Source organism: Marinomonas sp. G8-14 (genome assembly GCF_055808935.1).
Map to the genome: position 1 here is coordinate 1,908,036 of NZ_CM147891.1, position 25,426 is coordinate 1,933,461.

A 25,426-nucleotide genomic window follows, 5' to 3' on the forward strand; every position below is an offset into this window, starting at 1 on the left:
CATGTCCACGAACTCTAATTTCATTAGCATCTCGGGGTTAGACCCTGCCCTCACTCAGTTAGCTGAAATGGTGGGGCTATTAAAAGCCAGCCAAGGTGACCCAGATGAGTTACTTCTTCAGGGTGACTGGTTTGAAAACCCGATTGAAAAGAGTTCCGATGGTATTAAACAAAATCCTCAAGCGTTTGCAGAGTTACTAGCAACCTTGCTAGGTGAGGTTTCTGGTCATGCATTAGGCATACCTGCAAAAACACCTGGACTACTAGGCAATTGGCACGCCATACCTAACCCAGAATCGGAGAAGCCGACAGGTCTTTACCTTGTCACAATGGAAGATGACCTCGAGAAAGGCGTCTATACCTTCAGCATAGGTGTAATGCACGGGTGGGAATTAACGGCTGACGAACAAAAGATAGCCATTAGTGGATATGGGTTAATTCCTCTTTTACAGCTCGGAAATGGCAACTTATCGGCTGTTTTAGGTGAAAAGGGTTACCCTATTACGGTCGGATTAACGGGTGCTGGGGCCACTATGGATAAAGGTATTCCGCTGATAAAAGCAGGAGATCTGTCTTTCAATGGTGCCAAAATTAGTGCTGCTCTAGATATTGCAAACTCGGATGATCCTTTCCAGCTGTCCATTGATGTACTTTCTTTAAAACTACCGGGAGAAAAAGTTGCTAGTAATCGCTCTCTTGCTGATTTAGCGGCCATTAGTGGTTCAGAAATCATTCAGACCACCGCTAGCCTTTTTGTTACCGCCTTAACGGAAATACTAGGCACCGAAGAAGAAGGACCATTACAGTATTTACTACCAATTTTTGGCCTTTCTAGCACTATCCCAAATCACCCTGATTTACCTGATCTACCTATTCTTCGCTGGGATACTTTATTTTCATCCGAGCAAGCTGGTGATGTCTCAGCACCTTTTAGAAACTGGTTTAGGGAACTTACCGCTAACACGGAACTATTGAAAGCGTGGTTAGCCGCCGTCGTTGGGTTTACAGGAAACCTTACCGCTAACATAAACGGCAGCGGTACACGGGAAGATCCATTAAAAGCGCCTATCGTATCAATCGATAATATTGGCGCGTTATCATTTTGTATTGGCTCAAATGTGAATTCTGATGGAACGCGTATTGTGTATCCAGGAATATCATTTAACGCCACACCTTATGCCTTTGACGATGATATTAGTCTATGTGTAGCAGCAGATCTGGAACTTGCGACCTTTATGCTCAGCGTTGGTCGCACAAACTTCGTACCCTCTAATTTACAATTCGATATTAGCATCAGTCTGCAAAATGCATCTGGTCCACTGGCCAGTTACGAAGGCTATCGTTGCGATATGTTAAAGGGTGGCTTAGCACTTGCGTGGGCAGGAGGAACCATCAAGGTCGTTCCCTCTTTGCAACTTACGGGAGTTAGCATTCCAGATAACGATTTGGGAACCGTCGATTTATTATCCCCCTCCTCTTTTTCGAATGCAGCGTCAGCGACGCTAGGCAGTGTTTTAACGCAATCGTTAACCACACTGCTGAACTTAAACAATGGCAATGAAGCCAGTGATAATGCCGCCAGACTGCTTGGTATTCTCCCCCTATTGAGTCTGGCTGGCCTGAAAATCTTGCACCGCCTTTATCTAGTACAGAGATCGTCAATAGTTTGGCGAACCCCGTTGCAGCAATGGGAAATTATTATCAAAACATCGCCAATTCTTCAACAACGGTCAACAACTCGGCACCTTTCACTTTTATATTGCAAGCGTTAGCTGGGCTACTCACGGCAGCCACTTCGTCGCAAACCATCTCTGTCACAGGCGAAGGTGCTGAAAACAATCCATGGACAGTGTCCCTAGACACTGGTGACGCAACCCTACCCGCTCATTTATTGATCTGGAAAACACCAGAAAGCGGAAACGTACAAACACTGTCTCTAGCCGTCTCTCTCACTCCTAAAGTCAATGTTGCGGATCTCAATGTTAATCCTTCCATTGTTTTGCAGATTCTAGACATGAATTTTGCTGACTCAAAGGTGAATGGCGTTTGGCTACCAAAAGCCTATGCTGAGATTTCGCTTCCAGACGGTTATACCTCGCCAAGTATTGCGGATGCTTCCTTTTCAGTCACAAACGCGAAACTGTCAGCCTGTTGGGACTCGGGCAAACGGATGGAGTTGGTCTCTGCTGGCAGGCAAACCTACTTTGACAATTGGTAATGATCAGCCAATCGTGTTAGGACAAGATATTAATTTCAGCGATAAATCTAGCCTTGATGATCTGGTCACCACCGCTGCAGATACATTCGCACCTATGCTTACCGGACTAATGGGTGCCGCTCTCATTAATACCAATACACGACCCGGATTAGCCTTTACCGCACTTGCTGGTCTTTTACCGGATGTTTCATCAGCACCCAATTATCCATCAGGGTTGAATTGGCCAACGCTGGCACCCTTGCAGTTGACGAATCTGTTCACCGATCCAAGACAAGCGTTGAGAGACCGTGTTTGCGAACTGTATGCAGATAAAGCAACAGGCTCCCAAACTATGTCTTTACTCAGTTGGGCGCTTACACCCAGTTTGAGTACCGCACCCAATATCAAGGGGGACATGACCTTTGACTCTCCGCTCCAAGTTCCGATTGGTGAAACGGGGTTAATATTGCTCAATTGGTTTGTCGCACAACAGAAAACACTAGGAATAGGCCTAGGTAAATGCCTAGACATTGATTATAACAACGACATTTCAGTCACCATTACCAGTCGGGTTAATGCCGTTGCTTTTGATATGGCCAATGGCAGTGTGATTTTGGGTGCCGAGACACCATCAGCTTCGCTGGTAATGAGAGTCTATAACAAGAATGGTGACTTGATTCCAAATCAGCACGGGGTTCAGCTGGGCGCGTTTGACATTGGACTGAGTTGTGATTTTTCCAATAATCAGGTTCAAGTCACGCCTATTGTAAATTTAATAAATGTCAAGTTTCCTGACGAGGCGCTTCAAGCGCTCATCACACTGGACGAGTTTGAAGAATACAACGCTCAACTCCAGCAATCTTTTTTAACACTACTCAACGCAGGGATAACGACACTTGCTGGCTCGGCCGTTGATAATGCATCTTTCCAAACAGCGTACAATCTTTTAGTTTCTCTTGGTATGGCGGTCCCAAGACCAAATGCGGATTCTCTCTATGGTATCAATCCGACAGGCTGGACAGCCTTATTTGCGAACCCAACGGAATTTTCAAAAACACGTCTTCTTAACTTATTGGTGGATCCCACTTTACGTTCCCAACTATATGATCTCCTCCAGAAAGCATTGGGCATCTCAATTACAACGCCACCAACGCCAGTGCTTGCTTTGTTCCAAGCTCTGGACTTTATTGGTGATGAGTTAGAAGGTTATCCGTTAAATCCAACGATTCTTCTACCGTTTTTCAATAACCCCATATCGACGGTTAAACAACAGGCCCAACTATTAGCCAAGGATACAGCGAAGCTGCAAACACTGGTTGCTGCACTAGCCGGAAAGACCAGTATTCAATTCCCAGAAGCATCACCTTGTTTCGAAATGTCATTGGTTCAAGGAGCCAGTATTCAGGTCCGCACCTTGCCTAATGCTTTTATCCTTGGTGACGTAATAGGCATAAACGGATCAATAAGTTTCGATATACCAAACTTGTCTTTAACCACTGACATTTGTCTGGATATGATCCCTGTCTCGGTGTCACTCGACACCGCATTACAAGTTTTCTTCACTGCAAATGCGCCAGCAGCAAACTTTGCTTGTGATTTAGTATGGGGAGATAGAAGTCTACCATCCGCTATTCCCTTAACAGTGTATCCATTCGACGCAGATCAATTTGTTAATCAGGTCACACAACTGGCTCCTGTCTATGCTCTCGACGTATTAACAGGTGCAGTCATAGAATCTGAGTTAGTAAATCAATACCCTCTGCCCAGAATTGTCTTGCAGGGCCTTGGTATGGTGGTCGAAACAGACCCTGGACATTACCGCGTACCTGCCTTAGCAGGATTACTACGCGACCCTCTAGGTTGGTTATTATCCGACTCGGTTTTGGGAACCAATGGACAATTCAGTATTCCTTCGTTTGGTAAAATTCTCACACGTTTAACCAGCGCTGCTCCTGATGGTTGGCAATCGACAAATAACATCTGTGTTACACCGACCAACACGGCTTTAACGGTTTCGGGTCTGCCTTATCACTTTTCGTTGAGTTTCAGTATCAATGACAATAACGATCTGGTTCTGATACAGGCTTCCACTGGCGGCTTCTCTATTGCAGGAGAAACGGCGACATTAAATACACTGTCTGTAGGTTTAACGCTCAATGCAAACTTCCAACCAGCCATAGTAGGAAATACTATCGTCAGTACCTCTGCGGCTGACGGCTGGTTCGTTAACACAGGCTTTGACAAAAATGTGTTTACCCTAGCTATCGGTCAAGGCGCTGTTGATTCTCCATCCGGTTTACAATTGGATATCCTGCCATTTTTGGGTTGGGGAAACCTTGCTGAACAAGCCACTAAAATGCTCGCGCCCACCGTTGTCAAAATGGTGGTGCCTAAAGTACTTGATGGTCTCAAGCAAAAAGACGCCACAAAAGCATTCGCGGAAAAATTGCAACAGTTTGGTACAGACCTAAATTTAGCGGGATTAATCGACAACCTAGTACAGGCGTCACCATTCACGGCGGAAAACATTGAACAACAGGCGTTAAACTGGTTGCTACAACGCTTTGACAGCACAAATAAAGACGCCACGGCTAACGCGCTCGTCCTCTTGTTCTCAGAAATTACGCCAATAAAAAATGCCATTTCCAGTAGTGAAGGTCTGGTTAAATATAAGCCCAGTGACAAAATCCCCGTCACCATTGAGCTGGGAGCAAACTCAAATAATCTTCTGGGCCTATGGGCCGCTCTCGAATTGCCAGATAATTTGCCCATCAAAACGGCCATTTCACCAACGGGGATCGGCATACCGTTAACAGGAAGCTTTGATCCAGAATTTAGTTTTGGTATCGCATTGACCTTACCTGTGGATGGCGATGTGGGCCTCAAATTACCCTTGAATTCGAATCAGGCCAACTTGTAATGGGGTTGGATCCCCTTGGCGATTGCTCGGATCTCAGCCTAAAATCGAGCCTTTATCGAGAGTTGTTCCCAGAGTTTTTCCCGAAAACAGACGGACAAAGTAATGACCTTTCCGCGCGAATAGAATCTTGGGTTGTACAGGTGGTTACCAAGGTTCTGCCTCGTTATATTTCTGTGGTTCTACTCAACCAAGACACAGTCAAAAAATGGCTGGAACAACCTCTGTTTAGCAGTTCACCCGAACCGACTCCCGCCAGTATTTTGGCTCAAACTGAGTTAATACAGGTCAAAGGAGAAGCCCCTGATCAGACATATATTTTATCTAGTCTGGACACTCTAGAAAGCATCACCGTTTCCGCCTTCATAGGTAACTTGATCAAAGCCATGCTGAGCACGCAAATTACCGTCATCACTTTTAATGGTGGTAAAGGTGAAATTACAGTTGGCCCAAGCCCTACCAACCCAGACGCATTTGGTGCACGTATACAAGTGGCTGATATGGCGTTTAGCAGCCTGCCCTATATCCGCCTTCAACTCGGTGCAGAGGATACAAAATGGATTAAACAGGCCAATGGTGATCTTGGCGCACTGGCAAACGCAAAAGGACTTTCTGTTTATATACCTGTGACAGGCAGCGGTGCAGACATCAAGCCCGATTTTGATCACGTCGAATTAAATTTGGTCAATACGGGACTGGATTTCATCGGCAAATCCAGCGCACCACTCGTGTCGCTCTCTCGTTTTCAGTTAGGTTCCGTCTCTCCAAGAGGATTGATCACTTTTGACCTTGGTAAAGATAATAAGGTGACCGCCTACGGTGGAGAGCTATCATTAAAAGACATGATGCTTAGCTTAGCACCGAATACACTAACTGAAGCTGGAGGCGGCAACCCTGTCGCACAAAACTTACTCGGCTCGGGCACCTCAGACAACACACAAAACCCACCAGCCAATCCTAGTTTTAGCTTAAGCACAGGCTATATTCAGGATCAAAACGATAATGGCGGTTTATACGTCAATCTGGTTGGCAGTAAAGCTGGAGAAAATGCGGTTGTTGTTAAAGTAGACAGAACCTTTGGACCACTCTTTATCGGCTCTGTCGGTCTGGGATGGGAGCAAGCAGACTACTTGTTGGACGTCCTCTTTACGGGCAATGTCTCGCTGGCGGGTCTAAAAGCCGACATGACCGGATTGACGGTTGGTATCCCAGTCAAAACATTAGCGGATTTATCGTCTTACAAACTGGATTTACAAGGCTTAGATGTCACCTTTAACGGTGGGTCGGTTGAAATCAGCGGTGGGCTGTTAAAAACTACCACACCACAACTCATGTATACGGGTGCCGCCTTGGTCAAGGCGGCCTCTTTCTCTATCTCGGCGATGGGTTCCTACACCTTGCTCACCGATGGAAAGACAGGGGCAACGTCCCCTTCCCTATTCATATTTGGTGCCTTAAATGCCCCACTGGGTGGTATTCCAGCCTTCTTTGTAACCGGTTTAGCGGCTGGATTTGGCTACAACCGCTCCTTGGACATTCCTTCCGTCGGTGAAGTACAGAATTTTCCCTTGGTTTCTGGCGTCAATGATGGCTCATTTAGTGAAGGACAGAATCCGGAAAGTGCTTTAGAAGTACTCAACAACGTCATAGCGCCATGCGTTGGCGACTACTGGCTAGCCGCCGGGTTGAGCTTTACAACCTATAAACTGCTCAACTCTCAAGCGCTTATGATACTGAAATTTGGTCGAGTATTTGAAATCGACTTACTGGCACTTTCCTCTGCTTTATTGCCACCAGAAGTACCTAAATCGCTCGCGCTTGCCTATGTTGAGCTTGCGATCAAGGTGAGTATTAACCCAGAACAAGGCGTTGTATCGGCAGAAGCTCAATTAACCCCCAATTCATACATTATTGCGAAAGATTGTAAGTTAACCGGCGGATTTGCCTTCTATCTTTGGATGAAGAACATTCAAGCCGAAGATGGTACGCCTATTTCTGCGGGGGATTTTGTCATCAGTCTTGGGGGTTATCACCCCGCGTTTGTTGCCCCAAGCTACTATCCTGTTGTGCCTAGACTCGGCTTCCAATGGTTGTTGGATGTCGGCGATATTGGTCGAGTAGACATAAATGGTGGCGCTTACTTCGCCATCGTACCAACCGCCATTATGGCTGGCGGCGCGTTAAATGTTGTCTTCACCGCTGGCCCTCTTCGCGCCTGGTTAATGGCACAGGCCAACTTTTTAATTGAATGGCAACCTTTCTACTTTGACGTTGAAATCAGTGTCAGCATCGGTGCGGCTTTCCATACCGAAATCGCGGGGGTTTCCATCACGATCAGCGCAGAACTTGGCGCTGCACTTTATCTTAGTGGCCCACCGACTCACGGCCATGCAAAAGTATCTTGGTACGTTATCTCGTTTACCATTCCAATTGGTGATGAAACAAATGCCACCAGTAACAATAACCTAGACTGGCAAGCCTTCGCTGATAAATTGTTGCCTAGTAGTACAGATAACGGAACCCAGACAAACATTCAAGGAGCGAATAGCTCATTCACCTCTATGACGTTAACCAATGCGGCTAGCGATAAGACGCAACAGGTTATCAAAATTACGGTTGAAAATGGATTGCTGCAAGGTCCAGGCTCAGAGGCTGGAGCGGAAACAGGCTTATGGAAAATCCGCAATGTGCCATTTAGCTTTAATATTTCGAGTGCTATTCCCGTTAGCAAACTAACAGTAACTGGTTTCCAAGACACTATAGGTAGTACGGAAATTGGCGTGAGACCCATGGGGAAAACCACACCCTTAGATGCGCCATTAAGCATAATCATTACCCGAGAAGGCGATGACACCCCCATTGACCTGAAGGCACACAATCTTAGTATTGCACCGATAAACAATGGGGTTCCAGCGGCTCTATGGTCCCGTAAATCGCTCGAAAAACAATACGCACCCAATGCATCAGAGATGATTATTTCCGATGTTCTTGTTGGCATACAGTTACTCGCTAACGATTATATTCAGATTCAGGCTATTGCTGAATTTGCGATTGATAATCTTAAATATGACCTTGCGAAGGGCATTCTTCCCTATTACTTAACACCACAATACACAGCGTCCACACCCTACGACAAAACAATGCAAGATCAGGCGCTGGAAATATTACAAGCCAGCATTATGAATAGCGACGTGATTGCTTCAAGAAATACGGTCTTCGAATCATTACGCTTGTTAGGCATGCAAGCACCAGCAAATCCAAACCTTTCCGTTATGGCAACGTCTGCGGCTTTGGTTATGCAAGCGCCTCCTGTACTAGCGCCAATAGGCTTGTATCAGAATGGAGGCGTCACTAGCACGAATACCATAATGCTTTCTGAAATCAAAAATACGTCGACAACCAAGGTGACAGCGCCAGCCAAGCCGAAGCTACTGGCCATTCGGCGCCAATACCACAAAACGGGTTATGGTAGCCATGTTTCACAACAGTGTATTCAACATTGTTGGGTTGACTCGAAAGACAGTACATTGGCACAACATAGCAACAGAGATACGGTTCAAAACGTTCATGAAGGGACAATGTTGCTTTGGGCGTTAAAAAATAATGAACCGTATGAGGCTCTCCAATGATGGCTCGGTCGACCTCAGGGTCGTCTGTATGGACAAGTACGGCAATCTGGTTAGCGATTCCATAACAAAAGCTGGTGCGACTGCAGCATTGGACAGCAATGTAAACTCCGTGGCGCTAGAAGGTATAGCTGCCAATCAAGGCGTTGATTCTCTCGTTGGCTGGGATGCGAATACCGTATTAGGGAAAGTAAGTGGTGGACTCTATATTGCGCCTAATATCGCCGTCCAGACTCAAAATGGAAGCCGTCTAAAAATCAGAGGAAAAAACATCGCCCGTGGTTTAGTCAGCGTTAGTAGATTACTAAAACAGAACAAGTACCTGTCTCCCGATAATACGGAACATTCCGGATGGATTAAAACCATTTTCAGCAATCAGATTCAATACATTGCAGTAACGCTTAACGCCATTGTTTCGGATCCTCAGGACCAAATAGTCGTGTCAATTAATCACGATATTCAACCTAATCAGGGCACTTCGGTCACGATAGAGTCCGTGTACTCTGAAACAGTCAATAACCATACCGTTTTGATTTATAAGCTGACGGAAGTCTCACTCTATACAGAAGTTGTGGTTCGCCCTCTTCATAATCAAGCTGAGGTAATAGGCATGCAAGCCAGCGTATTTGATCCAGTTTCTACATTAAAAACAAGCCATTCGAGCAGTCTACTTATGAGCTCCGCCATCAATCCTAAAGCACCTCATATTATGCAATCCGAGGTGTCATTAACAAAACGTGTCGTCAGTTAAATGCCAGAAAAGGATATCGATATGACCATTAAAACATCGAATAGCTCCGTAAGCCCAGGCAATATTCGGTTTCTTAGCGCCGTGCACCCACCACTCGCATCTGGAAGCTATACGGTAAAAGGAACACAACAGATTAACAATCTTGAACAAGGAGGTGTTGATCCTTACATCTCAAACCAAAGTTTTTTTGTTACCGCACCACAATTTACAATAGACCCGTCCAGTATTCATTCCGTTTATCCACCAAAAGGTCAAACGGGGAATTATTATAAGCAAATGCCCTTTATTGTGTTTAACCGCTTTGCTCTTCCTTGGGACTCGAACACTGACACCTGGCGCGGCTCAGACCGACACCTCGCCTCCATGGATGACCATTCTTTTGGCTTATGAAAGTGACATGCTGGGCGAAACACCTAATATAGGTCGTTACGATACAACAAGCGGAAAGTGGGTAGGTCCAACCACAGTGCCAGCAGAGGATGTGATCGCGGCCAAAACCAATGTCATTGTTCCTGCTATTAGCCATGCAGACATCGAAAATGGACCAGACACCTCAGCACAAATTATGGAGATGAAATATCAATTCTTCTTGGACATAGCCCCTACTCTAGAAGAGCTTCCGCTGCTATCTCATGCGAGAGAAGTAGATACTGATAACAAAATCATGTTAGGTATGGATGCTGACGGTTTGTTTTCTGTGGTGGTCAGTAATCGAGTGCCTCCTGCAGCAGGAGGAAAATGCACGGCGTTTCTGATTTCCTTAGAAGGTCATCAAGATCATTTACCCACTTACGCGCCACCTAAATCCGCCAATGCCGATCAATCTATTCGAGTCGTCGTTTTGGGTGGTTGGGAATTTACAGCATCAAAAATGCCAGGAAGCTTTCGAGAGCTAATGCTGGGTGTCGCAAGCAAAGGTGGTGTCAAGCTGCTACAAGCACCAGGGAACCCTAACGATGCGATCAATGAAACGGCTAAAGAGGCGGTTGAAATTGGCTATGTAGCGCTCAATAATGACTTGCGTATCGGCGAACAAAGTACCTCTTGGTATAGAGGCCCATGTGTTCCCGCGCCGACCAAACAAGTCACAGATTATGCGCCTTATCATTATTCAGATCACGCCATACAGTACGACCCCAAAACCGGGATATTCGATTTATCCTATGCCGCAGCCTGGCAGGTAGGTAGACTTTTAGCACTGTCCGATGGCGCTTTTTCGCAATCTTTATCTAATTGGCGACGAACGTATCTCGGAAAAATGCAATCCACGGCAGAACAAACAAGCATTAAATCCAAAATAGCACCTGCTTTAAACGTCGTTTCGAAACCTGCTGAATTAAACAACACAAACGATAACGTCATCACTCAACTTCATCATTTTATGCATTTTGTTGCACATCCAGAGACCACTATTTTCCCGAAAGTGAATGTGCGTAAACCGATAAAATCCACAGGAAAACTAAAAGCTAATACGGTTAGCGAATCAAACCGTAAAGAAAGCTCTGACCCTCTGGTGGCACTCGCCAAACAACAAAATGAAGACAGGAACTAAACCATGAAATCCTGGAAAGACAGACAGTCTATATTTTCTCTGGCGATGCCTAAACCTTCCATTCAGACTTCTGCATTGCGTCAACTTAATACGAGTAAAGTGCGTTCAGATACAAATAATTCATCATTAGAAAATGCCCCACCAAAAGACCTAGTCGATTGGCTAGCACAACTGACGTTACTTCAAGGTGTACCATTTGAGTATCTGGTACCTTACAGCGCTTTACTGCCCCATGAATCCATTCGTTTTTTCTACATTGATGAAAACTGGCAGGATAGGCTGGTAGATGGCGCAATCAGTGTCGGGGTGTCTTCAACTCAGGATAATATGTTCAATGCGGCATGGTACGAAGCGCTTTATGCAGAGGTCCAAGCTCAACGCCTTAAGATACGAACCGACATGCGCAATCAATCCGCGTTAAAAGAAGCGGATTCGATAATTTCCGGTTTTCTTTTTAGATCTATCGTCGTCGAAGCTTGGCCGGGGATTGAAATCATCGGCACCAAGGACGGAATTCCCCTACCTATTTTGCGTATGGATCGCCTCTCCAGCGGTGTATTACTGTGCTTATTTGCAGGTGTTCCTGATGACGTACAGTTTATAGAGCTCGGTGAAGGGACTCCACTTTGGACTGCTAGATGACCATGGAAAAGAAACAAGCAAGGTACTGGTAAGAGGTCTAGGACTGCCTGAAGACAAACCATTAAAAGGTGGGGAGCAGCTTAAAACAAGCGGCAGTTCAGACGACTATTTAACGGCACCAGCCACGTTTCGCAATAACAACAATGGACAGGAAGGTATTGTCAACGTACTGGATTTACAAAATGCCATCAGAACAGCGTTCAGCACTTATACCACTCCTGATGGTTATCAGCCTGGGCTGAGCGCGTTACCAGACGATGGCACCGTAACACCAGCCGCAATAGCCGTTCAGTTGGTTCGAGGTGCTGGAGCTCATGGACTATCAAACACCACATTCCGCACATCAGCAGGATAACGAATAGTTAAAGGAGATTCTAATTATGAGTAATGTAGCACCTGTTTGGCCAGGCCCTAGGCTGTTAGTTCCAATGGCATGCGATGTGTTGTTATTTGGTCTCCCCGATCAACAATCCGTAGGAGATTGGGCAAATACTCAGACGAACTATCAAAACCTATATATGGGAGCCGATGCGGCGCCACTACCTTTTAGTACAACGAACCGCCCTGCGCCAGGCGCTCACTTAATGTGGACGCTCCCCAGTACACTCCGCCATGGTACACAAAGTACTATCACTGGAGAGGTGGATTTTCCACTAGCACCAAACCGTTGGTTGGTCATGCGTATTGCCTACCCCAATAACGCTTCTGCACCTACTCTAACCGCTGCCGTTATCAATTCGGACGTGCTTAGTACATTTGACCCTAATTTGTCTCAGTACCCAGACGGGTCAGGCGCGGCTCCATCTACAATTGGCCAATTTCAGAGTTTGGAAGCTTGGACAGCACCACTCAATAGCGGCGGAGATTTCCTCAAGGCACTGGTACCGGAAATATAAGCTGGTCAGCGGGCTACGATAACATAAAGAACGTTTTTTCTTTTCACGACGACCTACCAAATCAGGCCGGAAACTATGCGTATGTTGTCGCAGGTTGGTACTCAGCCCCTACCTCTGATCCAGCCTACGCCTTACCAACCGACAATGAGGATGACTGGCAAGACGCATTAGACAAACTAGATTGGAGTATCGGTACTGGTCTCAATGAGGTCACTGATGCCATACAAGCATGGTCTGAGTTTGCCAATGTGTGGGGAATCAACTCTGGGACGCCTAGCTCTAGCCTTCCAGAGCAATTGCAAAATGCCGCCAAAGCTTGGGCCACTTGGCGCAACACAAACGGTATCAGCGAAGCACAACCAAATTTAGCGAAGCAACTAATCTGTCATTCCCTGATCGCAACCATTAATTGGCAAGGAAAAGACATTGCATACGGTACAGGGGACTTCGGGGAGGAATCAAATACCCTACTATTGCTATGGGTAATACCGGAGCTGAGGCCATTGCTGCCTATATGGCGAATCTGGTTGTAAATACCTATCAGCAACAGCCAGACAATATTCCTATTATTGAAAAAGCAATTGAAGCGTTCCAACTCGGCATCCTAAACCAACTCACGACAGATGTGGTTGGAACAGAAGCCCTATTGCAACAAGCAAGATTTAATAGCGTCTCTGGCGGTTCAGTATGGACTGTGGTTTCAGAATCAAACAGCGATGGACTCAGTAGTTCGGACACCCAAGTAGTGGTATTAACGGAATCACAAACGGAATCGCTTACGCAACTCAATACACTACAGCAAGAATATAACGAAAAGAACCGAATTCTTGAGTCTCAACGGGGAGAACTGGGAGCGGTTATTTTCAAAGCCAACCACCTAGACCGAAGCTCACCAAATTGGCTAACACCTGACATTTCTGCCGCACTGGATGTTATGGCTCAGGCGGTGTCATCATCTGCATTGGATCTATCTGACCTTACCGATAAAATAAAGCTTCAAAAGGATTCGTTAGTCTCTGAACTTGGAGGCGACTTTATTCTTAAACCCGTATCCGAATCGCCCTTTTTTCAACCTAATAATCCTGTGGTTCTCGTGGCTGGCGCTGATATCGATACAAAATGGTCCGCTCCGGGCACCTACGGTGGCGAAGACACGCTACGAGTGAGAGTAACAGGCCAAACCATAACGGGGCTGGAATTGACTTTCACGATCAATTCAGAAGAAAACACAGCAACATTAGAAGCCAGCGATATTTTCGCCATCAACCAAGTAATATTACCACTAAAAGACAGTGGCTCACCCACTTCGGTATTAGCTGGTTTACCAAAGGAAATAAGTAGTTTTATTCTGGAAGGTATTTTACTCGATCCCTCAAGTGCCTTGTTTCTAGCAACACTTTGGTTTCAAAAAGTAAACCATACACCCTCACAAGACGAACTGAATAAACTAACGAATGACATAAAATCAATGCAAACGTCTCTCTGGTCAGAGCCAGGTGGATTAAATGAGCTTTTAGTACAAACCACAACCGGATTCGAAGGCATTGTTCCTTCCGCCGCAGCGGTCAGTTTAAGAAGCGCACAACCTTGGACTCCGGTTTTCGTCGACTGGCAAGTCCGCTGGATACCAAACGCTTCAAGCACTTCCCCTTATCTGACCAGTTAGAAGGCTGGGAGCTGAGCGAAATTGATTATTTATATAAGGACACATTTGAGTTAGATAATCCTTCGAATAACGCCTTAAATTTCGTCGGTCGTTCAATTATAAATGCCGAGGCGGCGCAAACTCTGCAAGCACAATTTTCAAGCTTTAAAGACAACCCAGACTATGATGATTTACCTGATTACATTCGTGACGATCTGGAGTTAGTCGCTGATTTAGTGGGTGGCATTGATATGGTCGCACAATCTTTGAGCGGGTTTAGTGAACAACTAACAACCCGACTGATGAATATGATGCAACCCTATGCACTTGCTTCTTCTAAGCTTCCGGTTACACAGGAACAAATCGATTTAATCGGTTCTGGACCTTGGAACTTCCAGCCCAACACAGGAACCGCACCCAATACCAAACCCATTTCTGATGCAGGGTCTTTACCTTTCTTTCCTGTTCGCGCAGGCCATATTCAATTAATGAAACTGTGGGTAGTCGACTCCTACGGCCAAATACTCGTTGGGCAAAATCCACAAAAAGAACCAGATCCTATTGACATGCTCGTCTCTCAGAGCATGGTTACAAAAGGTTCTGGAAATGAAAGCGTTGCACAGTTACCACCACGAATTATTCAGCCCACACGCACAGAGCCTCAACTTCGTTAACGCAAAGAACGATGGAGAACTGACTAACTCATCTGTACTTACCTCGCCAATCTGCGGCTGGATTATGCCAAATCATCTTGATGACTCGCTTATTGTCTTTGATGCCGAAGGGATAAACCAAGGATCCATCATTGCTATTGAAGGATCGAACAATACAACGGGGTTAAGGTGGGATCAGCCCGTTGGATCTGATGCTCCCTTAGGTTCCTCGCCTGCCTTATCCAACTCCCATTTACAAGGTTTCGTGACCAGTCTATTAAACTTTGGAACTGTCAGTAGCTCAGCTTACGGAGATTTACTTAATATTATCGACTCGGCATTATGGGCAAACGACGCTGTAGGCAGTGTTTCCACTACGGGCAATCTATCTGTTTTACTAGGTAAACCCCTCGCTCTTGTCCGCGCCAAAGTGCAATTCAGCCTACATGGCAGACCTTTATACAATCAATCCTGGGCAAACACTGGGCAATATTATGTCGGAAGTAATGGAAACACCCCAATTTACGACCCTCAACAAACGCCAATCAATCAATTTAACTTCAATATCCGTATTGGAGATCTAGGTTTTCAGACCAACGGTGTCATCGGCTATTTTATTGGCAATCAATACGACACTATATATTCAGCCCATGCTTACACTCCGACTAGCGGTATTAGAGCGGGACTAAGAGTACACCCGATGTCTGGGCAAAGTATTCCTAAAATTCTGGATATGACCTCTACGCCAGATTCAGCATACGTCACCACCAATTATTTGATCGAAATAGCACCGGATGCCGAAGATTTGTACATTACGCTGCTGGTTGATCCAACCAAAGAAATCCCTCTCATTATGGGAAGTCAACCTGCAATTACTATCGGACTGTCATCAAGTCAATACATCAGTGCACTCAATAGGATGGAAGCAAGTTTCAGGGTAGGCCCTATTTTAACAAATCCGGCTTCGATTCAAATGCCATTACCGGCAGAAATTCGTGGCAAGTGGGGATGGGCTGCACGTACAGACGTCACCGAATGGACAACATCTGACAATGTGGGAAGCCAAAATGGCATTGCCACTCTATCTGATTTGCCTCCGACATTAAGTGAAGGCTGGCTTACTTTATCTCCGAAGAATCTTGGTGGTAACTCCAATTAGTCTCCATTAAAAAGGAATCAAACAATGAACACTTTACTGACGTACCTAATTGAACCACAACAGGTTTTTATCGCAACCACGACAAACCTAACACTGACCATTAGCAATCCGATTACTTCTCCTGCTTTGTTATTCGAAGGGGGAAGAGATCCCTCTTCTATAGAAATTACCATCCCCGTAGGTCAAAACGATAACGATTTGACAACGGCGGATACCTTTACGGCATCAACCAATACAACTGGGTTTAGTGTTTCAAAAATCAGTGGTAAATATCAGGTTACATCGAGTGTTGCGTCGGGAACAACACTGAACCCAGGTCAAAGTATTCTTGTCACCTTTACGAATGTCAGTGTCTCAGGTACGGCTGCATCAACATCGATTGAGATTGAAGAATTCATTACCTCATTATCAGCAAGCACATCCATTCCGGTGAATAAAGTAAAAGAGGAACTCGGTATTTATGCATGGATTGATCCCCTAACAATCGGAGAAAGTGCCACTAGCACACTATGGTGGCAGACGACCGGAGGCGAAACGGTTACCGTGGCAGGCTCTTCATCACAACCATTTCCAGACAGTTTTCCGGTATCCGGTAAACCACCCCATACCGAAAGCTATACCATTGACGCTCCCATAGGCCAGAACGCTCAGACAACCTATACTTTGCAAGTATTCGCAACTGGTAAAGCACCGCAGAAAGCGACGGCGACCTTGACAAAGCATATTCCTGCCATTACCTCTTTCGAGTTAGCTGAAGAAACTCAAGAAGGAGGCATGAACATTGGCCCAACAGAATCAAACAATTTAGCTTGGACCAGCCTGTTCGCCACAGCAGCTTATTGGACTGGTCCTTTAGGTCGCTCACAATGGTATACCAATCCAACCAAATCTCAGTTCCCATCAATCACCCCTGGTCTAGATGTATATAACGCAGCAAATGATAAGAGTAAGCTTCCTGGAACAGCTGAATACAGCCTAACCTTGACAGGTTACGACCCGACGAATAAAGGCCATAGCTTCAGTACATCCATAACACTTGATATCCAAGAAGTTCAACTCGCTTACTTCAAATACGCCAATAATGACGATGGACAACTATCAGGCATCATACACAAAACCATTCCCGACAACTGGCTAGGTTCTCAATATGTTTTCGAACATGATGGTTCTGCCGTATTAACCATTTATCAACCCGGTGGCAATAATAGTATTTACTATTTGGGAGGAGCCGATACATCTCATCCTCAGATTCAATACTTCGGACAGCAAAAAAACACGTCAACCATCAGCTGGGTTACTGCAAACCTTGTCTCTCTCACGTTAAACGGGAAAGACATGAGTGCCATAGACCATGGGCAGTACGAAGCACCTTCTGCCGGTACCTACACGCTGGTAGGAGCCGCGAGTGATGGCACCAAAGTACAAAGTATTTTGTATGTGATTATCTAACCAAGTAACAATCTGCTAACCATTAATCAATCAAACGCCTCCCTATGCGTTATTCAGGGAGGCGGTTTCATTCTAATTCAAAAATATATAGGCCGATAAACTATAACAACCGAAGCTTATTTTGGATCGGTAACACAAGCCTCAGTACATTACGAATCAAAAAATGAAGTACGTGATGGGTTTTTCCTGGCAGCCGATTAAGCCAAGAAACATTTTGATAAAGCAACTGTAGCATAGAGGTTGCCAACACATTGACACAGATAGACTGCTTTTTATGCGCAAACTCTGGACGAATAACATCAATAATAAACACCAGCCGTCTTTCATCTGAATGATTCCACGCTGTATGGCGATGTGCGTCGCAAAATAAGAGTAATTCCCCCTCCTTCCAACCACGAATTTCATCACCTACTTGAAAACCACAATCAGGTAAACCTTTTGGAATCGATAATCCGATATGAACTTTTACATGAGCATTCGTATCCCCCTGGTGCGGGTTAATGTTCGCCCCTGGTTCAAGAATACTCAAATTCCCACCCGTTAAATTTGGTATGGATTCTAATATTGCTGTGGTTTTTGGGCACCTACGACAATTTTTATGAATACGCCAATTCCAAAAAAAGAAGCCCGTTGTTTTCCAATGTTTTGGCGGAAAAACAAGATTTTTACTAAAATACGGTTTAAGTTTTTCTGGATGTTCTTGGAGTAATGCTAACATTTCATCTCGAATAATGTGCCAATTATCCTTCAGTGTTTGCGTCCACTCAAAATCCTTTTCGTCAAAGAAAAAGGGATCATCACTTATATATCGACCGCCATATATTTCATACCAAATTGCCTGATTTGCTTTGCTCATATATGGGTTTCCTCTCGACGCTCGGATATCAACTGTTTAACACATTGGATCACATCATTTTTCGCCTCACCTCGAATGAACATATGATCCCCTTCAAATAACTCAATAACTGGCAATTTTGTCGTCATCTCCCGCCAATGTTTCATGGATTCAGGTGGTGCCCACTCATCATCGCGTCCAACAAATAAATGAATACGTTCATTAAGTGGGCTATGATCTAAGATTTCCACGCTTTCGGAGAGCTGCATATCAGCCCTCAAAGTGGGAATGAGCGCTTTTTGTAAATCTTCACTCCAACCGCCCCGTGGTACAATACCGAACCGATTAGACAATGCCTCAAGTAATTCATTATCAGGTAGCCTATGCAGACCTTCGCTTTTCCGATACTGAGAGGGTACACTGCCAGATATCACAATTGGTTCAGGAAGTGGCAGCCCCAAGCTTTGCAGCTTTCTAGCGACCTCAAAACACAACAACCCACCTAAACTATGTCCAAAAAAGCCAAATGGTTTGCCAATATAAGGTTTTAACTCTTCAACAATCGCATCCACTATATCTGGCATTTGCGTCATTGATGGCTCAGATATCCGATTTTCGCGTCCTGGTAATTCCAATGGGATAATATCTACCTCAGCGTTCATCATGGATCGCCATTCAGCAAAAACCGATGCACCACCGCCTGCGTAAGGAAAACAAAACAACCTAAAGCCCTTGTCGTTTACATTTGGCACATTAAAAAAACGAGAAGACAAAATCTGTTCAGCTTCTCCTTCTGTCGTTTCAGAGCCACAATCCATTAACGAATACAGATAGTCCGCTAATTTGCCTATCGTTGGGTAGTTATAGACGGCCATCGCTGAAATATCGATTCCCAAGTGGGTTTCTAAACGCGCGCACAATGCCATCGCCGTTAACGAGTCCATTCCCATAAAATTAAAACGCGTGTTGTCATCAAATTGCTTATCAGAGGCATGATGCAATACCGAACTGAGATGCGTTTTAATGATCTTAAGCAGCTCTTCCCGCGCTTGTTCTTTAGTAAGATTAGAGAAATTTGCTAGGTTAGGTAAAGATGATACTAAGGCACTTTCCACAGTAATCTTTTCAAACATGGAAGGAGAAAGTGAAAAATTAGCAAAAGACTGAAAACGTTTCCAGTTGAAGCTCGCCACCACAGCCTGAGGCTGGTTATTGACAATTAAACGTTCCATAAACGCGAGTGCTTGATCAGGTGCTATTAGGTTGAGTCCCAACATTTCAAGTAATTTCGTTTCTTCTTCTTTCGCACTCATCCCCACATCAGACCAAGGTCCCCAATCAATACACACCGCTTTTCTTCCTTGCTGATGCCTTAGCTGAGCCAAAGCATCAAGAAAGTAATTCGAAGCCGTATAGTGAGCAAGGTTAACAGACCCCCAGAGCGCCGAGACGGATGAAAATAAAACAAATAGATCAACATCATCTTTTATCGTCAACTGGTGAAGATTCCATGCTGCTGATACTTTAATGGCCATCGAGTCGAGTAGCTTTTGTCGATCAACGTCAATGGTCTTCGCTACCCAATTCACCCCTGCCGCGTGAAGCACCCCTTTTATCGGTCTAACACTTCTGATTTGCTGTATAACCTCGGATACCTTTTGATGATCCCGAATATCGCAAGCGATCGATTCTACATTCGCGCCTGCCTGTCTTAATTGCTCAACCTTATCCAACACATTCAAATCGGCCTCATATGTGCCTGAAACAAAGCTAATGTGATCTTCTATATCAAGCAGTGAACGACGTCCTAATAGATAAATGTGTTTTGCACCCTTTTCAACCAACCAAGCAGCACAAGCTAAACCAATCCCTCCCAGCCCACCGGTGATAATATAGGCTGATTCACTATCAGCAACGTAAGGCAAATGGTTGTTTAATGGCAGTGTTTCAAGTACTTGCACATAACGAATCCCCTTCCTAAAGGCGACCTGAGCCTCGTCAATCCCACCCTCCATTTGCTCGATCAACAGGGTAAGTTGCTGTTCATCCGCCAATTTTTCCTCGATATCTATCAAGCCACCTCTTAATTCTGGGTGTTCCAAGTAAGCGGTTTTCATTAACCCCCAAATAGGCGCTTGTGCCACTGACACGTCTGCACATTCAACTTCGGTTGTAGACTCATTCACGGCAACCGCATTTTGTGTCACAACCCATAAAGAGGTTCTTAAAGCTACTTTGTTGATTCCTTTGATCAGCGCAAGCAAGCCAGATACGCCAACGCCCGCATGATCCTGTTCTAAACTGTTAGTAGAGGTTTGTGTGCTGATTGTTAAATCCATTGCTCCTAAGTAAACGACGCGCCAATTTGTGACATTGTAGCGTGCCAGTTTATTAATAATTCGATTTAAGGTTTTTGCATATTCCTCCGAATCACAAAGATCCCACATCGATATAGTTGAAGCACTACCCCAGTTTAAAAACCACAGTATGTCTCGCCATAAGCTATTTTCTTTACCCGCTACGATACAAAACACAGGCTTATTTTGAGATTCAAGGAGCCTTTGTAAACGCCTTGCATAACCTCGACCATGTCCGATAATAATCCAACCAGTTGATTTAGTCGCAGGTTTAACCATTTCTGCAAGCGGCCGTGGTTGCCAAACTATGTCATAGATATCTGGTAAAGTATTTTCAACACTGGCTTCAATCGTTGCGATTTCGTTTTCCGGAACGTCATCAAACCAGTAACGTTTTCGGTTAAACGGATGCTCGGGGAGATCACATGGAGAAGATTCAGTCGCCTCGTAAATTCGATTCCAATCTAATGACACACCTGCCAAATATAATTGACCAAGCGCTTGCAGAATGGTTGAAAGACCTAAAGAATCATCATTAAGTGACTGACACAATACGGTATGTTTCGAGACATTCCGGTTATGTTTAACACAGGTTGTGAGTGTTTTTCCGGGGCCTATCTCAATAAAAATAGCTGATGACGTATCCTTGAGTATTTGATCTATTGCGGTATCAAATTGCACACATTCTCTTAAATGTTGCCGCCAGTAAGAAGCACTCGGAGCCATAAGCATTGACTTACCCGTGACGCTTGAAATAAGAGGTAACACTGGGGCTTTGTAGTCTATTTCTGCGGCAACCTGTTCGAACTCATCCAAAATAGGATCCATCATTCGGCTATGAAATGCGTGAACAACGTTTAGCCTGCCACTATTGATATGTCTTGTTTTCAGTATCTCTTCCAATGCGTATATTGATGTCATTGGGCCTGACACTATGGTTATGGACTCTCCATTTATGGCAGCAATGTCCAATTCTAAAGCATCCAAATCAACACTTGTGCGAAGATCCTCGTATCCAGCAAGCACACTCAGCATGCCGCCATGTCCAGGGGCATGCATCATAAGTCGCCCTCGGACGATAACAAGAGACATGGTTTCTTCAACTGTCATACAGCCCGCCAGACAGGCGGCTGTTATTTCTCCCAAACTGTGCCCTAACAACACTTTGGGTATGATTCCCCACGATATCCACAGTTGTGCCAATGCGTATTCAACCGCAAACAAAGCCGGTTGCGCATATTCATCGAGCTCTGTGAGGCCATTGCTACCCGGCTCCTGTTCGTCGCAAAAGACTAACTCCACCAGTGACCTTTGTTGTTTCCGTTCAAAAGCATCCGCACATAAATCAAATGCGTCTTTAAAAACCGAAAAGTTGCGGTATAAGTACTTTCCCATACTTGCAAAATGACCAGACTGCCCACTAAATAAAAATACGGCTTCTGGTGACATAGCAGCAAGATGACTTACTGCTGTGTCTTTAATATCAAGGTTGGATAATGCTTGTCTAAATTCAAATTGGGACGATGCTACGACAGAAGCACGATATCGGAAATGGGAACGACGAGTCGCCGCTACCTGACATAGCTGTTTTAACGAGAAAAATCTTCGCTCAGCTAACAGCGTTTTCCACTGATTTGTGACGCTATCCATCGCTTCCAATGTGTTGGCTGAAATGGGCAAAATACAATGATAATTGCCACTCTCTTGCCCATGAGAACTTGGCTCATGGCAAGTGCTCCCTTCCTCCAAAAGCATGTGCACAAGAGCACCACCAAAACCAAAAGAACTAATGGCCGCCAACCTCGCGGAATCAGCTTTTTGCCAATCGGTTTCAGTGGTCGGGATATAAAAACGACTTTGTGATAAGTCGATATCAGAATTCAGCTCATTAAGATGAATTTGTTTTGGAATCTTTTTATGCTGCATGGCTAAGATCAGTTTGATCAAACCAGCAACACCTGCCGCCGCCTCTAAATGGCCAATGTTTGCTTTTACTGATCCAACATAACACCTTTTTTTAGTATCAAGACCGTAAACAGCATTGAGCTGTTCCATCTCGACCGGATCACCTACCTTGGTACCCGTTCCATGTGCCTCAATATAAGTCACATCAGAAGGGTCTACCTGTGCTTTTTTTAAAGTATTTAATAGCAACTGCTTTTGAGCATCTGGATTTGGCGAGGTAATACCATTACTACGGCCATCTTGCCCTTGCCATGATCCTAAAATCCAAGCGAGGATAGAATCTCTATTTTCCAAAGCCAGTTCGGATCGTCGAAGCACGACCATACCGCAACCTTCAGATCGAACATAACCGTTTGCAGAGTTATCAAACGTTTTACAGCGTCCATCATCCGCCATCATGCCAAATTGCGATAAAAGAATGGTTGCATCTGGTGCCAACATTAAGTTTATACCGCCTGCAATCGCAGTCTCGCATTCGCCATCTAAAATACTTTTAACGGCGGCATGAATGGCCGTTAAAGAAGAAGAGCACGCCGTATCCACGGCCACACTTGGCCCTCTCAAATCAAACACATAACTGATTCTATTAGCCGCAATGCTATAGGCATTCCCTAAACCAGAATAGGCGTTGAAGTCGATAAAGTCTGGGTCTTTTTTACACTTTAAACGTAAATAATCGCCATTGGATATACCGACAAATACGCCCGTATTACTGCCTTTTAATTGCTCTTTCGTAATGCCAGCATGTTCAAATGCTCGCCATGATGTTTCTAATAGTATTCTCTGTTGAGGATCCATTTCCGCGGCTTCATGTGGGGAAATCGAAAAGAACTGAGGGTCGAACTGATCCACATCGTCTATAAACCCTCCCCAACGAGTATTCATTTTTCCCGCTTGAGCAACTTCACTATAATATTGATCAACGTCCCAACGATCCGCTGGCACTTCACTAATCGCATCCCGACCTTCACTTAACAACGCCCAAAATTCATCCAGACTATTAGCGGATCCGGGAAACCGACATGCCATACCCACAATAGGCACTCGATTGTTCATGTTTGGTATTTTTCTTTGCTGACTATTCGATTGCTCCGCAAGAGCATCATGGTATTTATTGGCTAAAAAATCTTTCTTACATTGGCTTCTGGATATTTTTCCACTCGTGGTTCGGGCAATAGTTCCAGGGTTAACGAACACCACATGACTGACCTGTATGGCATGATTGTCAGCGATTTTTGACGCTATTAACTCACGCCGTATTGTCTGCTCGTCGCTCGTTGTACCTCTATTACGACTTTCACGGATCACCACAAGCTGCTCATGCCCTTTTCGCTCAACCGAAAAACAGGCTACTTCATGATGAACAGGGCCTGGATCCGCCATCAAAACCGTCTTCTCAATATCCTGAGGGTAGTGGTTCACACCACGAATAATGATCAAATCTTTACTTCTTCCAGTGAGATACAAACGATTATCTTTAAAAAAACCTAAGTCACCAGTACATAGGTAGCCCTCGTTTTCAGCGCCACGTAGCTTACGGTTAAATGTTTGATGACTCGCAACGTCATTTTGATAATACCCATCACCTATTGACCGCCCCCTTAGCCAGATTTCACCAATCGCATCCTCTGTACATTCGATAAGCGTTTCTGGATTGACAATTTTGACATCAAAATCTGATGAGTTAATCCAATATCCAAATATGGGTTTACCGCGCAGCTCTTCGTTCAATACAGAAACTTGATTTTTTGCTAATGCATCAACATCCAGCATTAATACATTACGCTCGTTTGTGCCTCCGACAAACAAGGTGACTTCAGCCAGTCCATAACAAGGCAACCAACTGGCTGAATCAAAACCATGTCGACTAAAACACTCAGATGCATTGTTTAATACTTCTGCAGGTATATGATCCGAGCCAACATAGGCATTTTTCCAACTGCTTAAATCCAGGTCAGTATTTTCTTTTAGCTTAGAAGCACACAACTGGTAGGCAAACGCAGGCCCACCACTCGTATTGGCTTTGTATTTATCGATTGAGCGAAGCCACAAAAGCGGATCACGTAAAAATTTAGAAGGGGGAATAAGGACACTACTCCCTCCCTCAAATAAGGGTTGTAGCACATGCCCAACTAGTCCCATATCATGGTGCAGTGGAAGCCAACTTAACGTAACCGTTGACTCAGAATGATTAAATGCCCGCTTAATAGAAGCTAGATTTTCCAGAACATTTCGATGTGATAAAACAACACCTCGTGGTGCACCGCTAGAACCCGATGTAAATTGCAGATAAGCGGTATCTTTTGCTTCAATATTGGGAGCTATAAAAGTGGGCGAATTGCCACTGTTTGTACTATCCAAATCCAATAACTGTACGTTGAAATCGAGATTAGCAAACAAAGAAAAGTCTGATGAACGCAACAATAACGTCTTCGCTCCAGTGACATCTAATGCTCCTAGTACACGCTCAAAACTCACTCTATCTTTGGTGCTTTTAGGAAGGGGAAGTGGAACCGCAATGACATTAGACACAATGCATGCAAGAAAACTTGTGACAAACTCAAGGCAAGTTGGAAACACTAACAAGGCTATCCGATTACTGCCGATCTCACTGTGTAAAATAGAAGCTTTTTGTAGCACTAATTTATTTAGCTGATCATAACTAATCGCTGTAGATTCATTATTGTCGGAGATAAAAGTAAATGCAACTTTTTCTCCCCCACTTTTGAGTCTGGTTAATATCATGGAAGATAAGTTGTAGGTTGCATTATCCATATTTTTAC

The 25,426-nt window shown here is 44.7% G+C and carries 17 protein-coding genes; 15 read left to right on the top strand and 2 right to left on the bottom strand.

What is annotated here, in order from left to right; genetic code table 11:
• Position 1 precedes the first annotated feature (1 nt).
• From AC0L6V_RS09735 to AC0L6V_RS09805, 15 genes are all read left to right on the top strand, one after another.
• Entirely contained in the window at positions 2-1,771 is a 1,770-nt protein-coding gene (locus AC0L6V_RS09735) for a hypothetical protein (RefSeq protein ID WP_265218964.1), read from the top strand.
• Positions 1,759-2,217: a hypothetical protein gene (locus tag AC0L6V_RS09740; protein WP_418138976.1), complete on the top strand. Its 459-nt coding sequence runs from the start codon at positions 1,759-1,761 to the stop codon at positions 2,215-2,217. The genes AC0L6V_RS09735 and AC0L6V_RS09740 overlap by 13 nt, the downstream gene beginning before the upstream one ends.
• Positions 2,204-5,116 (top strand): hypothetical protein, encoded by a 2,913-nt coding sequence (locus AC0L6V_RS09745; protein ID WP_418138977.1) that lies wholly within the window; start codon positions 2,204-2,206, stop codon positions 5,114-5,116. The genes AC0L6V_RS09740 and AC0L6V_RS09745 overlap by 14 nt, the downstream gene beginning before the upstream one ends.
• Positions 5,116-8,742: a DUF6603 domain-containing protein gene (locus AC0L6V_RS09750; protein WP_265218959.1), complete on the top strand. Its 3,627-nt coding sequence runs from the start codon at positions 5,116-5,118 to the stop codon at positions 8,740-8,742. Before AC0L6V_RS09745 ends, AC0L6V_RS09750 begins: the two co-directional genes overlap by 1 nt.
• Positions 8,743-8,770: 28 nt before the next feature.
• The gene (locus AC0L6V_RS09755) at positions 8,771-9,490 is read left to right on the top strand and encodes a hypothetical protein (RefSeq protein ID WP_418138978.1); all 720 of its coding nucleotides are present in this window, start codon (positions 8,771-8,773) and stop codon (positions 9,488-9,490) included.
• A gap of 21 nt (positions 9,491-9,511) precedes the next feature.
• A complete protein-coding gene (locus AC0L6V_RS09760) occupies positions 9,512-9,880 on the top strand; it encodes a hypothetical protein (RefSeq protein WP_418138979.1) in 369 nt (122 codons plus the stop codon).
• Positions 9,870-11,042 carry a hypothetical protein gene (locus AC0L6V_RS09765; protein WP_418138980.1) on the top strand — a complete coding sequence of 391 codons (1,173 nt, stop codon included), beginning with the start codon at positions 9,870-9,872 and terminating at the stop codon, positions 11,040-11,042. Before AC0L6V_RS09760 ends, AC0L6V_RS09765 begins: the two co-directional genes overlap by 11 nt.
• A 3-nt stretch (positions 11,043-11,045) precedes the next feature.
• Positions 11,046-11,684: a hypothetical protein gene (locus tag AC0L6V_RS09770; protein ID WP_418138982.1), complete on the top strand. Its 639-nt coding sequence runs from the start codon at positions 11,046-11,048 to the stop codon at positions 11,682-11,684.
• A complete protein-coding gene (locus tag AC0L6V_RS09775) occupies positions 11,653-12,039 on the top strand; it encodes a hypothetical protein (protein ID WP_418138983.1) in 387 nt (128 codons plus the stop codon). Before AC0L6V_RS09770 ends, AC0L6V_RS09775 begins: the two co-directional genes overlap by 32 nt.
• 25 nt (positions 12,040-12,064) lie before the next feature.
• Positions 12,065-12,580 (top strand): hypothetical protein, encoded by a 516-nt coding sequence (locus tag AC0L6V_RS09780; RefSeq protein WP_418138984.1) that lies wholly within the window; start codon positions 12,065-12,067, stop codon positions 12,578-12,580.
• Positions 12,581-12,828: 248 nt separating this feature from the next.
• The gene (locus AC0L6V_RS09785; protein ID WP_418138985.1) at positions 12,829-13,113 is read left to right on the top strand and encodes a hypothetical protein; all 285 of its coding nucleotides are present in this window, start codon (positions 12,829-12,831) and stop codon (positions 13,111-13,113) included.
• Positions 13,095-14,246 (top strand): hypothetical protein, encoded by a 1,152-nt coding sequence (locus AC0L6V_RS09790; RefSeq protein ID WP_418138986.1) that lies wholly within the window; start codon positions 13,095-13,097, stop codon positions 14,244-14,246. The genes AC0L6V_RS09785 and AC0L6V_RS09790 overlap by 19 nt, the downstream gene beginning before the upstream one ends.
• Entirely contained in the window at positions 14,168-14,899 is a 732-nt protein-coding gene (locus AC0L6V_RS09795; protein WP_418138987.1) for a hypothetical protein, read from the top strand. Before AC0L6V_RS09790 ends, AC0L6V_RS09795 begins: the two co-directional genes overlap by 79 nt.
• Positions 14,832-16,037: a hypothetical protein gene (locus tag AC0L6V_RS09800; RefSeq protein WP_418138988.1), complete on the top strand. Its 1,206-nt coding sequence runs from the start codon at positions 14,832-14,834 to the stop codon at positions 16,035-16,037. Before AC0L6V_RS09795 ends, AC0L6V_RS09800 begins: the two co-directional genes overlap by 68 nt.
• 24 nt (positions 16,038-16,061) lie before the next feature.
• Positions 16,062-17,486, top strand: coding sequence for a hypothetical protein (locus tag AC0L6V_RS09805; RefSeq protein WP_265218947.1), 1,425 nt, complete (start codon positions 16,062-16,064; stop codon positions 17,484-17,486).
• Between the two features lie 100 nt (positions 17,487-17,586).
• On the opposite strand, the gene AC0L6V_RS09810 is transcribed toward AC0L6V_RS09805, so the two are convergent.
• Positions 17,587-18,342, bottom strand: a complete 756-nt coding sequence (locus AC0L6V_RS09810; protein ID WP_265218945.1) for an aspartyl/asparaginyl beta-hydroxylase domain-containing protein — start codon at positions 18,340-18,342, stop codon at positions 17,587-17,589.
• Positions 18,339-25,418: an SDR family NAD(P)-dependent oxidoreductase gene (locus AC0L6V_RS09815; protein ID WP_409419738.1), complete on the bottom strand. Its 7,080-nt coding sequence runs from the start codon at positions 25,416-25,418 to the stop codon at positions 18,339-18,341. Before AC0L6V_RS09815 ends, AC0L6V_RS09810 begins: the two co-directional genes overlap by 4 nt.
• Between the last annotated feature and the right edge of the window lie 8 nt (positions 25,419-25,426).

Excerpts from the sequence above, each read along its gene's own strand:
- AC0L6V_RS09735 (WP_265218964.1), top strand. The coding sequence starts at position 2 with ATGTCCACGAACTCTAATTTCATTAGCATCTCGGGGTTAGACCCTGCC.
- AC0L6V_RS09750 (WP_265218959.1), top strand. The coding sequence starts at position 5,116 with ATGGGGTTGGATCCCCTTGGCGATTGCTCGGATCTCAGCCTAAAATCG.
- AC0L6V_RS09755 (WP_418138978.1), top strand. The coding sequence starts at position 8,771 with ATGGACAAGTACGGCAATCTGGTTAGCGATTCCATAACAAAAGCTGGT.
- AC0L6V_RS09760 (WP_418138979.1), top strand. The coding sequence starts at position 9,512 with ATGACCATTAAAACATCGAATAGCTCCGTAAGCCCAGGCAATATTCGG.
- AC0L6V_RS09770 (WP_418138982.1), top strand. The coding sequence starts at position 11,046 with ATGAAATCCTGGAAAGACAGACAGTCTATATTTTCTCTGGCGATGCCT.
- AC0L6V_RS09780 (WP_418138984.1), top strand. The coding sequence starts at position 12,065 with ATGAGTAATGTAGCACCTGTTTGGCCAGGCCCTAGGCTGTTAGTTCCA.
- AC0L6V_RS09790 (WP_418138986.1), top strand. The coding sequence starts at position 13,095 with ATGGCGAATCTGGTTGTAAATACCTATCAGCAACAGCCAGACAATATT.
- AC0L6V_RS09800 (WP_418138988.1), top strand. The coding sequence starts at position 14,832 with ATGAAAGCGTTGCACAGTTACCACCACGAATTATTCAGCCCACACGCA.
- AC0L6V_RS09805 (WP_265218947.1), top strand. The coding sequence starts at position 16,062 with ATGAACACTTTACTGACGTACCTAATTGAACCACAACAGGTTTTTATC.
- AC0L6V_RS09810 (WP_265218945.1), bottom strand. The coding sequence starts at position 18,342 with ATGAGCAAAGCAAATCAGGCAATTTGGTATGAAATATATGGCGGTCGA.
- AC0L6V_RS09815 (WP_409419738.1), bottom strand. The coding sequence starts at position 25,418 with ATGGATAATGCAACCTACAACTTATCTTCCATGATATTAACCAGACTC.